15 protein-coding genes are annotated in these 10,179 nt (G+C 41.2%); 9 read left to right on the forward strand and 6 right to left on the reverse strand.

What is annotated here, in order from left to right; genetic code table 11:
- Positions 1-57: 57 nt before the first annotated feature.
- Entirely contained in the window at positions 58-477 is a 420-nt protein-coding gene (locus tag AC1DRQ_RS26985) for a response regulator (RefSeq protein ID WP_477428534.1), read from the forward strand.
- Between the two features lie 12 nt (positions 478-489).
- Here AC1DRQ_RS26985 and AC1DRQ_RS26990 read toward each other — a convergent pair whose 3' ends face one another.
- Positions 490-954, reverse strand: a complete 465-nt coding sequence (locus AC1DRQ_RS26990) for a response regulator (RefSeq protein ID WP_429401306.1) — start codon at positions 952-954, stop codon at positions 490-492.
- 374 nt (positions 955-1,328) lie between these two features.
- Between AC1DRQ_RS26990 and AC1DRQ_RS26995 the strand changes: the two genes are divergently transcribed.
- The 4 genes from AC1DRQ_RS26995 to AC1DRQ_RS27010 all read left to right on the forward strand — a co-directional run bounded on the left by AC1DRQ_RS26995 (position 1,329) and on the right by AC1DRQ_RS27010 (position 3,676).
- The gene (locus tag AC1DRQ_RS26995; protein WP_477428536.1) at positions 1,329-2,060 is read left to right on the forward strand and encodes an acyl-CoA desaturase; all 732 of its coding nucleotides are present in this window, start codon (positions 1,329-1,331) and stop codon (positions 2,058-2,060) included.
- 68 nt (positions 2,061-2,128) lie between these two features.
- Positions 2,129-2,266, forward strand: coding sequence for a hypothetical protein (locus AC1DRQ_RS27000; RefSeq protein ID WP_477428538.1), 138 nt, complete (start codon positions 2,129-2,131; stop codon positions 2,264-2,266).
- 1 nt (position 2,267) lies between these two features.
- The gene (locus tag AC1DRQ_RS27005; protein ID WP_477428540.1) at positions 2,268-2,591 is read left to right on the forward strand and encodes a hypothetical protein; all 324 of its coding nucleotides are present in this window, start codon (positions 2,268-2,270) and stop codon (positions 2,589-2,591) included.
- A 59-nt stretch (positions 2,592-2,650) separates the two neighbouring features.
- Complete coding sequence (locus tag AC1DRQ_RS27010; protein WP_477428542.1) at positions 2,651-3,676, forward strand: fatty acid desaturase; 1,026 nt, start codon at positions 2,651-2,653, stop codon at positions 3,674-3,676.
- 9 nt (positions 3,677-3,685) lie between these two features.
- Here the strand turns inward: AC1DRQ_RS27010 and AC1DRQ_RS27015 are convergent, their stop codons facing one another.
- From AC1DRQ_RS27015 to AC1DRQ_RS27025, 3 genes are all read right to left on the reverse strand, one after another.
- Positions 3,686-4,303, reverse strand: a complete 618-nt coding sequence (locus tag AC1DRQ_RS27015; RefSeq protein ID WP_477428544.1) for a hypothetical protein — start codon at positions 4,301-4,303, stop codon at positions 3,686-3,688.
- Positions 4,304-4,393: 90 nt separating this feature from the next.
- Positions 4,394-5,080, reverse strand: a complete 687-nt coding sequence (locus AC1DRQ_RS27020) for a DUF2461 domain-containing protein (RefSeq protein ID WP_477428546.1) — start codon at positions 5,078-5,080, stop codon at positions 4,394-4,396.
- 13 nt (positions 5,081-5,093) lie between these two features.
- Positions 5,094-6,266 carry a metallophosphoesterase gene (locus AC1DRQ_RS27025; RefSeq protein WP_477428548.1) on the reverse strand — a complete coding sequence of 391 codons (1,173 nt, stop codon included), beginning with the start codon at positions 6,264-6,266 and terminating at the stop codon, positions 5,094-5,096.
- A 269-nt stretch (positions 6,267-6,535) separates the two neighbouring features.
- On the opposite strand from AC1DRQ_RS27025, the gene AC1DRQ_RS27030 reads away from it, so the two are divergent.
- The 4 genes from AC1DRQ_RS27030 to AC1DRQ_RS27045 all read left to right on the forward strand — a co-directional run bounded on the left by AC1DRQ_RS27030 (position 6,536) and on the right by AC1DRQ_RS27045 (position 8,861).
- Positions 6,536-6,697: a Sec-independent protein translocase subunit TatA/TatB gene (locus AC1DRQ_RS27030; protein WP_429401323.1), complete on the forward strand. Its 162-nt coding sequence runs from the start codon at positions 6,536-6,538 to the stop codon at positions 6,695-6,697.
- 116 nt (positions 6,698-6,813) lie between these two features.
- Entirely contained in the window at positions 6,814-7,569 is a 756-nt protein-coding gene (locus AC1DRQ_RS27035; RefSeq protein WP_477428551.1) for a dioxygenase family protein, read from the forward strand.
- Positions 7,570-7,636: 67 nt separating this feature from the next.
- The gene (locus tag AC1DRQ_RS27040; protein WP_477428553.1) at positions 7,637-8,167 is read left to right on the forward strand and encodes a hypothetical protein; all 531 of its coding nucleotides are present in this window, start codon (positions 7,637-7,639) and stop codon (positions 8,165-8,167) included.
- Positions 8,151-8,861: a pirin family protein gene (locus AC1DRQ_RS27045; protein ID WP_477428555.1), complete on the forward strand. Its 711-nt coding sequence runs from the start codon at positions 8,151-8,153 to the stop codon at positions 8,859-8,861. The genes AC1DRQ_RS27040 and AC1DRQ_RS27045 overlap by 17 nt, the downstream gene beginning before the upstream one ends.
- 71 nt (positions 8,862-8,932) lie before the next feature.
- Here the strand turns inward: AC1DRQ_RS27045 and AC1DRQ_RS27050 are convergent, their stop codons facing one another.
- Together AC1DRQ_RS27050 and AC1DRQ_RS27055 are read right to left on the reverse strand one after the other, a co-directional pair.
- Positions 8,933-9,559: a dioxygenase family protein gene (locus AC1DRQ_RS27050; RefSeq protein ID WP_477428557.1), complete on the reverse strand. Its 627-nt coding sequence runs from the start codon at positions 9,557-9,559 to the stop codon at positions 8,933-8,935.
- A 342-nt stretch (positions 9,560-9,901) separates the two neighbouring features.
- Positions 9,902-10,179, reverse strand: a 278-nt coding sequence (locus tag AC1DRQ_RS27055) for a LytR/AlgR family response regulator transcription factor (RefSeq protein WP_477428559.1), incomplete at its 5' end; no start/stop codon positions are given.

Consider the following 10,179-nt stretch of genomic DNA (forward strand, 5'->3'; position numbering starts at 1 on the left):
AGTCAACTCCGTTTTGCACAAGGGAACAACCTTTAAAGTTACAATTCCATCTATCTGATGAATATAGAATTTTCATTTATAGTAATTGATGATAGTGAACTGGACCGCTTTGTTACCCAGAAGTTTTTAGAACGCAGTACTAAGAGCTTAATTATTAAGACTTTTCAAAATGCGCAACATGCCCTGGAAATAATAAGTGAAACCATTATTKAGGATACGTCAATTCCTACCATAATTTTGCTCGACTTACAAATGCCTGTAATGAATGGGTTAAAATTTGTTGAAGAATTTGAAAAATTCTCTGCTGAGACTAAAAAAAATTATAGGATTATTGTGTTAACGATATTATCATCTGCAAGCCATCCCGGCGATATTGACAGAATACTTACTTATGAAACAGTAAATAGCATCATAGAAAAACCTCTTACCAAAGAAAAACTGGTTTCCTTATTAAAGGAGATAAGATCTGCTATTTAACCCAATCAGCTATTAAGAAAGTAGCTTTTGTCTTAGCAAAAACTCTAATTGATCATTTGAGCCTTCCAACTTTTCATTCATCTCTTTTAATTGAGCTTTTTCAAGGTAGGCTGCATATGCCGCGTTTATGGCCAAATCCATTTCTTCTTCTTTCCATGGTTTGGTTATATAGTGAAATATTTTCCCTTTATTAACTGCATCTACCACCGCTGCCATGTCTGCATAGCCTGTTAAAAGGATTCTTATTGAATCAGGAAAGTTATCCAATACCTTTTCTAAAAATTCAACACCTGTCATTTTAGGCATGCGCTGATCTGTGATGATTATATGTACCTTATTAGTAGTCAATATTTTCAAGGCTTCATCTCCACCCAGCGCCGTTAAAACCTCATATTTTATCCGGAAAGTAGCCTTGAACGAAAACAAATTGTTTGCTTCATCATCCACATAAAGTATAGTTATTTTATCTGTCGCCACGTTGTCTTAATTAGAAATAAACTTATTGTAAAGTTACTAATTATTAATTTGTCTGGATGGAAAAGGGTCTTTAGGCTTAACAAATTAATTATAAAATATTAACAACAAATAATTGTATAAAACGTTTAACTTTATATGATAGTCTTAATTATTGACTATACAGTACCTGTAGTTTTTGGTTTTAAACCACAAACATTTTACCCGTTGATCTCAAGCGCATCTTAAATTTCAAGCTTGCATCTCATCAGGCAGATCCAGGCCACAGAGAACAAAACTTCATCTGTTTCTATCCCACTTAAACATGCATGATTCCTTTATAAGGGTAACCATGTTTGTCTTATGCCTTACTTGCTATTAATACTAATACATTTTTTATGCTGATCCTGATTTTTTTTATTGCGCACTGGTTCCTGTCACTTTTTTTTCAGACTTTCTTCCAGCACCGTTATGCCTCTCACCGCATGTTCACCACGAATAAATTCTGGGAGCGTGTATTTTATATCATGGCCTATCTTTTTGAAGGCGCCTCCTTTTTAAATCCCAGGGCTTACGCAATTATGCACCGGGAACATCACGCCTACAGCGATACCGAAAAGGACCCACATTCACCTCATTTTTTCACCAACGTTATCCAAATGACAAAGGCTACTTTTAAAACATTTGGTGACCATCTGAAAAGAATAAAGGATCCGGAAGCCAGATTTGGTGGGCATTATCCGGAATGGCCTTTAATTGACCGGATGGGTTCTTCCACCTTGTCAAGACTGCTCTTTGGTGTAGCTTACACCTGTTTTTATGTGTTTTTTGCCACCCATTGGTGGATGTTCCTGTTGCTACCCATTCATTTTTTAATGGGCCCTATACATGGCGCTATTGTAAATTGGTGCGGTCATAAATATGGCTATACGAATTTTGACAATAAAGACAAATCCAAAAACACTACCCCCTTTGACCTTTTAATGCTGGGCGAACTGTTTCAGAATAATCATCACAAACATCCCAACAGCGCCAACTTTGGCAAAAAATGGTTTGAGATTGACCCCGTTTACCCAATCATGAAACTGATGCACTGGATGCGGATCATTAAACTGCGGAAAGTATTTTAAATTCCATGCAGCTCCTGCACCAGCAGCTGCAGATTATCAATATCAAATTAACATTAAACAAAAAAACAATGAGTAAAGATAAAGGCAGTAAAGCCCACAAAAAAGCACCAAGCCTGAATAGTAAAAAAGATCAGTCTGATTACCAGGCTTCCAAAAACACATCCTCCAAAGAGGGGCTCATTTCTATCAATAAAAAACACAATTAACATGGCAAGTCAAACAATTGAGTTACAGGCCAAAATGTTTTTGTTTGATCTGAATAACAGCGCCAAAGAGCACTGGTTTAGAACCGATGAAGCTTGGGAGATTATTTTAGCCACCGCTGATGAAAAATCAGTCCTGGAAAAAAAATATTACCCCACTATATCGGCTAAAGTATTACCCGAAATATTAGCAGAATTATTTGAATTGATCAAAAAAAAATTAGTCCTGATTGTATCCGATCCTGAAAAAAAATTGGATACTAAAACAGTTATTAAAAACCATTTGCAATACCTTATTGCCTTTAACCCCCAACGGCAGCGATCCTGAATCAAATCAACACTTCTTATTATATTATATGAGCCCGATACCTTTAAATTTTTTAGCTGATGCCCTTTTTAGATTATGTATTGCAAACTCCCTCCTACGGTTGGACGGACGAACAGTCGGTTTTAATTAAACCCACTGTCAAACAAATATTAACCGAGTTCTTTTCAAGGTTAAATGTATTTAAAACCCGTAAAAACTGGCTGCCTTTTTTTAGCTGGCTCAAGGTATTATACCTGATTCCTTTCTTTGTATTCTTTGTCATTTATTTTTTAAGCTGGTGGACCATACTGGCCGCCTTTGTTTACGGAATGATCATTATGGGTACGCATGGTACCATTTGGCACCATCGTTATTGTACACACGGAGCGTATACATTCCGTAACAAATTCTGGCGTTTTATTACCCAGAACTTAACGCTCTGTGTTATCCCCGAAGAAATTTACGTCATATCGCATCATGTGCATCATTCCAAATCTGATAAACCAGGCGATCCCTACAATGCGCAGGCTGGTTTCCTTTATTGCTTTTTAGCAGATGTAAATCATCAGCCCATAGCCAAAGAGCTGAATGAAGATGATTACAACCGGGTAAAGTCATTGATGAAACATACAGGGGTAAAAGCAAATACTTATTTGCAATACCAGCACTGGGGCTCATATGTAAACCCATGGCGCGCAATACTATCCTGGATACTCAACTGGTCATTCTGGTACCTCGCGTTTTACCTAATGGGCGGTCATGCCCTGGCCTTTTGTTTATTCGGTGCAGCCGGGTTCTGGGCTATTGGCGTACGTACCTTTAATTACGAAGGCCATGCCAAAGGCAAAGACAAGCAACGGGACGGAACCGACTACAGTCGTAAAGACAAATCCATCAATCAGTTATGGCCGGGACTTGTGGCCGGTGAATGGCATAACAACCATCATTTATTTCCCAAAAGTGCCAGAAGTGGATTTAAACCAATGCAGATCGATCTGGCCTGGTATTATATCAAACTGCTGAATATGATTGGCGCGGTAAGCCATTATAAAGATTTCAAGAAACAGTTTTATGAGCAATATTATCGGCCTTATCAGCGGCAGTAAAAAATTGTTTTATTCAGGGATGGCCACTTGGGGTTGGTAACCCATGCGAAAGGCATTGACTACAGACTTTGGGGTTAGCACCGTGACTGTTGCTAACGATGGCAGCGGAATGCCTTTTTCATACCCAAATGGCGTCCAGCGATATATCAACTGTTCTGCTAACAGGTAAGGTTCATTTTCTATTTGTATAAAGGTACCGTTTGGCAAATTTTTGAGAGCTGCTTCAAACGTTACTTTGCCACCGTTTTTAGTTATCCTTTCCTGGTGCATAATCTGATCTATTTTGCCTATGGCTACTTTGTCAGGAAACTCAAATTCCGGATTGCCCTTCAGCCAGGCGGCTTTAAAACTATTAGCGTCTGCACGGCGGCATTCAAAGCAAGGCCGGTGCCCCGCCGCAAATGCCGTAGCCTCATCCAAAAAGAATAATTCTGTCCAAAGATTTGGCGACATTACCTGCCGGTGCCTGCCTTTAAATTCCAGCAGGCAAATGATCCAGGCTTGATGTTTAAAGGGTCGAAGGATTGTTTTTCCACTACCATGCAATTGACCGCGATTGCCCATCCAAACGCCGCGGGCACTRCTTTTGATGATATTTCCTTGCGGATCAACGCGGTTCTGTAACATGATAATTTATTTAATAAGTAAACCTTCCCTACTGCTCGCTTTGAGGTGCATGAACCAAAGATAAAGAATTGATGGCAGGAGCTGTTTATCTTAAACGGCAAGTCCATTCACATCAGCGGTCAGCACTTCGCTCATGTAATCAAAAAATGGGCGCATCTTCCGGAAGGTCTGGCAGGCCTCTCGGAAGAAATTGTCACTTAAAACTTCCTGGTCTGAAAAACGCCGGATAATGAGGAATTGTTTATAACGCAGCAGATCAATCGCTTCGTGAGCCGGATCATAGCCTTTAGGACTGGTCTTTAATTGTTCGCCCCGCAGCTTGCCGAAGGTGTCGATAAAAGTAGCACTACTGAGGATGTCCCGTAATGGTGTAGCATCAAAGGCGATGTCATCCCTGATCCGTTTTAGATCCTGCGGGTTGGGTCCCCAGAATCCGCCTAACACAAAACTGTTGCCCGGCTCAAAATGGTAATAGTAGCCGCCACGACGATATTTGGTGGCGCGCCGGAAACCACCGCTCCAGTTGGTTTTAAACGGGGTTTTATCTTTAGAGAACCGCGTATCCCGGTAGATGCGGTGCAGGCTCTTTTTACCGGTAGGTGTTTCGATGACATCGTGCGTGCTTATATTATTTAATAGCGCATCGGCAAAGGCCTCAACAAAGCCCAGCTCTGTTTGGTAAGCCTCTTTGTTTTGAACAAACCACTCCCTGGCATTATTACTTTTAAGCTCGCGCATAAAATCAAGGCAAGAAGCAGACAGCACAAGACCAGTCATTGAATTCATGCAGCTAAACTAATGATTTACGCTTTAAAGTAATAACAGCTATCTCGGGCCAGATGCCCACACGGCCCTTCAGGCCGAGAAAACCAAAGCCGCGGTTCACATACAGGTACTGGCCACTTTTTTGGTAAAGGCCCGCCCATTGCTTGTAAATATACTTGATCGGGCTCCATTTAAAACCAAATAGTTCAAAGCCAAATTGCATGCCGTGTGTGTGCCCCGAAAGCGTGAGGTGGATATGCTGGTGATGGTCGACCGTTACTGCGTCCCAATGCGAGGGGTCATGTGACATTAAGATCCTGAAAGCTCCATCCGGCACATTGGCCGCCGCCTTTTCGAGGTCGCCATATTTATGAAAACCACCTTTGCCCCAGTTTTCAACACCGATCAGCGCGACAGACTGGTCATCTTTCTGAATTTGCATGGACTCGTTCATCAATAATTGGAACCCAATTTCTTTGTGCACTTGTTTCAGGCGATTCAGGTTGGCATATTGAGCTGCTTTATTTTCCCATTGCATATAATCGCCATAGTCATGATTGCCCAGCACCGAATATTTGCCATAGGGCGCTTCCAGTTCAGCAAAGGCCGGTATCCAGGGATCCATTTCAGTCGCCTGGTTGTTAACTAAATCACCAGTAAATAAAATCACGTCACTTCCCTGCGCGTTTACCAGGTCAAGCCCTTTTTGCACACCTTGCTTGTCACTGAAGCTTCCGGAATGAATATCAGATAACTGCGTAATGGTAAAACCGTCAAAGGTTTCGGGCAGATCATCAAAATAAAGCGTTTCCCGGCGCACCTTATAGTAGTGGCGCCCACGAGTGATCCCGAACAGCAATAGCAGAAAAAGTGTACCGGCTACAACCAACACAAATTCGCTCACACCATAACTGCGCGGAGGGAAACCACGGAACAGGCGGGTGATATCTTCGAGCATCAGGACTATGGAGCCCACCAGCTTGGGTATAAAGGACAGCAGCATCAGCGCCATTAGCCAGGACACGAGTTTGGTCTTTCCGGTTATCACGCTGTATAGTATCGTACCAGCCAACAAGGCGTCAAATAACCAGTAAGCCAGGTATAGGGAAATATCATGGGTCAGCGTTTCAACCGCTGTAAAAAAGTAAATATCAATGATCAGCCATAACAGCACGATGGCAGGGATTCGTTTCTTCATATGTAGCTAAGACGATTAGGTGCTTAAAAGATTTTAAACACAGAAACATGATGGCAGTTTGATGACAAAAGAGACTTATTGCCGGTTGATTAAGGTAAGTTTTGGCTTATTCAAAAGCTGGGTTAACGACCGCAATAAACTCTAACGCATCATTTTAACAAAGGTTTAACCGACACATCCGCATTATTCATCGATACATTATATAACAGCAATATGGCTATAAATACATTTGATCACTATTAATAATTAACAAATTAAAAATTGAAGTTATGGGCGGATTAGGAGCACCTGAATTAATACTGATCATTGTAGCTGTATTACTATTATTTGGAGGTAAAAAAGTACCTGAACTAATGCGGGGTTTAGGCCGTGGCGTAAAAGAATTTAACGAAGCCAAGGGAGAAGCACAAAGTACTTTCAAGGATAATTAACAATGCAAAACAGCTTTAGCCGATACAATGCAGGCGTTTATCGACACTAATTGTAACAAAAATGTTTCAATTTATAATTTCACTTCATAAGCATTCAGACACTTCATTAAACTATTATGGAACGTAAATCATTCATTAAAAGCGGAATTGCTGCCTTAGGGGTAGCTTTTATTGCACCTTTGGCAAATTCCTGCAAAAAAGATGCAGATACTACAACTACAACCAGTACATCTTCCAGCAGTTCATCATCCGGCAGCGGCTCATCATCCAGTAGTGGTTCATGTTCAGTAACGTCTTCTGAAACCGCGGGCCCTTATCCTACAATTACCCCTTCCTCCTATGTAAGAAGCAATATTGTTGACGGACAAACCGGTGTAGCCCTCACTATTAAAATAACGATATGCAATACCAATAACAGTTGTGCAGCTTTATCCGGCGCATTGGTTGATATATGGCATTGTACAGCCGTAGGGTATTATTCAGAATATACAGACACCCCCGGCGGTGGTTACGCAAGCGTTGATTATACCTCCTCGCACTTTTTGCGCGGCAGGCAAACTACCGATGCTAATGGATTGGTGACATTTACCAGTATTTTCCCGGGGTGGTATTCACCAAGGGCACCACACATTCACGCGCATATTTATAGTTCATCAGGTACATCATTGCTCATCACGCAGATCGCATTTCCAACAGACATTTGCGATACTGTTTACACCACAGTATCGCCTTATTCCAACCGGGGGAAACAAGACACGGCCACTACAGCTGACATGGTGTTCAGCGATTCCCTGGCCAATGAGCTGTCAACCGTTACCGGCAGTGTTTCAGCGGGATATGTGCTTACCCATACCATTTATGTAGCTGCTTAATTCCCCTATCCACTATAACCAACCCGGCAGAGGTGTTATTCATAACGCCTCTGCTTATTTCAATCTCATGGAAAAAGCCATCATACGGTTATTATACCGGAAAATCATCACTGCTGCCTCCCGGGAGCCATGGGAAAAATTGGTGCTTGCAGATACCTACAAGGAATTTTTAATGCAGGCGCAAACCATCAACCCGGATAAAAAATATTTTACTTTTGGCGAATTAATTCATCATGTTCCGGGAGCCGAAAAATTACACTTCCTTGTTAGCGCTTCGGTTATAGGATACCTAAAACAGCTTAACGGCAAAGTGCCCGATATTATTAACAATGCCGGAAAAAAGTTTCTCCCGTTTAAGGGCTACCAGTTCGAGATCATTAATTCTGATATCAGGGATATATCCAAACACCAGATAGGCATCAATTTCATATCAGAACCACTTACCTGGTATGATACCATAGACAACCAGTTACTCGTTTCGGTTAATGCCGGTGTGCAGGATGAACATGGCGAGATTTTAACTGAGATGTTTTCCATGCAGCCTTACTTAAGTATTTACTCCCTCAAAAAGAAAAGTGCAGATGTTACCACAATCTAAAGGAAAAATATACCTGGCAGAAGAACGCGGCCTTAATGAAACGGAATGGTTTCGCAGTTATAATACTTTTAATTTTGGCAAATATCAGCAGGAGCATAAAAAGCCTTTTGGTTCGCTTTATGTGTTAAACGAAGATACGCTTGGCGGCGGACAATCTTTAAAATGGCTGATTGAAGAAGATACAGATATTATTTTAATCCCAATTGTTGGTGCTGTAGCATTTTGGGATAGTACCAGCCACGAAGGCCTGGTTGAAGCCGGTGCGGTACAAGTATTGCATTTGAAAGCCGGCAGCACCTGTACAACAAAAAACCCCTACACTGATCATCTTGTAAAATATTTGCAGTTGTGGATAAAAACCGCTGATAATCAAACACTGTCCTGCGAATCAAAGTTTGATTTGGAAAGCTACGAGCTGATAGAGATTTTTAGCCAGATTACACCCGGGGCAGAAAATGCCGGCTATACCGGTACCATTGGTAAATTGAAGGGGCGGCAGGAAGCCATCTATCATAAAAAAAAATCTAAAACCGGTGTATTTATTTTTGTTATTCAGGGAGAACTGGAAGTACAATACCGGTTAATGCATGAGGGCGACGGCCTGGCCCTATGGGAGGTTGACGAAGTAGAATTTGAGGCCCTTTCCAACAATGCTATCCTATTGATTTTAGAGGTTCCCATTTTAGATGAATAGTATTACCGGGCTATAAGTCCGGACGTAGCTATATACAAAACTACTTGGATCGTTTGTTTAGAACTGACTTTTTATTTCAACGGATAATCAGGAATATTCTTACCGAGATAGATATTTCGCTCCCCTTTGTACATATTGCCCACATCAATGAGTTTTACAATGCCGCTGCCGCCACGGTTTGGGAGGTGGTCTCGCTTTTCTGCTGTTAACAACGGATCATCGGCAAAAAGAAACTCATCAATATAATATTCATTGATGCCAGGCTCCTTTATAGTAACATGAATATGAGCAGGCACAGGACTATCCGGATAGGAAGCAGGACGAAGCGTGCCAAATTTGTACTCGCCTTTTTCATTTGTCTTCAGCCAGTCGCGAATATAGCCATGCCGTTTGGCCCAGCCTTTTTCATCACCTTTTTTGGGATAATGACCGGTTTCGTCGGTATGATACAGGTACAATACTACGCCCGGAGCAGGGGTTTTGCCATCAGCCTTGTAAACAACGCCGTTGATACCTAAAGGTTTTTTACCGTTCCAGGTTGTACCTGGCAGCAAAACAAAGGATTTCAATTGCTCAAAAGGAATGGGACTCTCATAAATGGCCTCACAGCCTTCGCACACGCCGCCAACCTTTTTAGTCTGGGCTAAACAATTGGCACCCAGCACAGTAATAAATAAAATGAATGCTAAATTTTTCATGATGCGTTTTTGTTTATTGGGGTTCCTGAAACAAAACAACTATATCATTCAGTCGCTTCAAAATATAGTAGATGAACGGCAAGTATAGTAGAGTTTTAACGTTTTTGCGTCCCTTCAGAAATTGGCAACTACGGCTCCACTATGCCTGCAATTTTCACACTTCCCGGATGGAACTTTGCCAATTTACTGACCAGACAAGCGCAGTACCTTGTGAACTCTGTTAAGGGTATAGCTAAAATCCTGGTTTCCTCTCCTAAATTTACGGTTTTCATCCAGAATAAATAGAACATTTTCATCGCCTTTCAAAAGATAAATAGAATAGCTTTCATATTATTTATGCTTTTAACTGCTTATAATTTTCCTTTCCACTTCGTCTTTATAGTTGCGGCCTATTGGTATCTGGTGATCATTGATGATGATCCTGTTCTTTTCTATCCGCCGTATTTTATCTTTAGCAACAATAAATGATTTATGCACCCTTATAAAGCGTGTTTCAGGAAATATCTCCTGCATTGATTTTACAGAACCCTTGATAACGATTCTTTGGTCGAAGGTGTAAATAATAGCATAGTCCTTCAATCCCTGTATATGAGAAACCTCCTCAAAATAGAGCTTTATCC

The sequence above is a fragment of the Mucilaginibacter sp. P4_E8 genome (genome assembly GCF_056401495.1).

What these genes read in the sequence shown, in the direction of transcription:
- AC1DRQ_RS27005 (WP_477428540.1), top strand. Translation starts at nt 2,268, where the DNA reads ATGGCAAGTCAAACAATTGAGTTACAGGCCAAAATGTTTTTGTTTGAT.
- AC1DRQ_RS27045 (WP_477428555.1), top strand. Translation starts at nt 8,151, where the DNA reads ATGTTACCACAATCTAAAGGAAAAATATACCTGGCAGAAGAACGCGGC.
- AC1DRQ_RS27010 (WP_477428542.1), top strand. Translation starts at nt 2,651, where the DNA reads ATGCCCTTTTTAGATTATGTATTGCAAACTCCCTCCTACGGTTGGACG.
- AC1DRQ_RS26995 (WP_477428536.1), top strand. Translation starts at nt 1,329, where the DNA reads ATGCTGATCCTGATTTTTTTTATTGCGCACTGGTTCCTGTCACTTTTT.
- AC1DRQ_RS27035 (WP_477428551.1), top strand. Translation starts at nt 6,814, where the DNA reads ATGGAACGTAAATCATTCATTAAAAGCGGAATTGCTGCCTTAGGGGTA.
- AC1DRQ_RS27050 (WP_477428557.1), bottom strand. Translation starts at nt 9,559, where the DNA reads ATGAAAAATTTAGCATTCATTTTATTTATTACTGTGCTGGGTGCCAAT.
- AC1DRQ_RS27040 (WP_477428553.1), top strand. Translation starts at nt 7,637, where the DNA reads ATGGAAAAAGCCATCATACGGTTATTATACCGGAAAATCATCACTGCT.
- AC1DRQ_RS27030 (WP_429401323.1), top strand. Translation starts at nt 6,536, where the DNA reads ATGGGCGGATTAGGAGCACCTGAATTAATACTGATCATTGTAGCTGTA.
- AC1DRQ_RS27000 (WP_477428538.1), top strand. Translation starts at nt 2,129, where the DNA reads ATGAGTAAAGATAAAGGCAGTAAAGCCCACAAAAAAGCACCAAGCCTG.
- AC1DRQ_RS27025 (WP_477428548.1), bottom strand. Translation starts at nt 6,266, where the DNA reads ATGAAGAAACGAATCCCTGCCATCGTGCTGTTATGGCTGATCATTGAT.
- AC1DRQ_RS27020 (WP_477428546.1), bottom strand. Translation starts at nt 5,080, where the DNA reads ATGACTGGTCTTGTGCTGTCTGCTTCTTGCCTTGATTTTATGCGCGAG.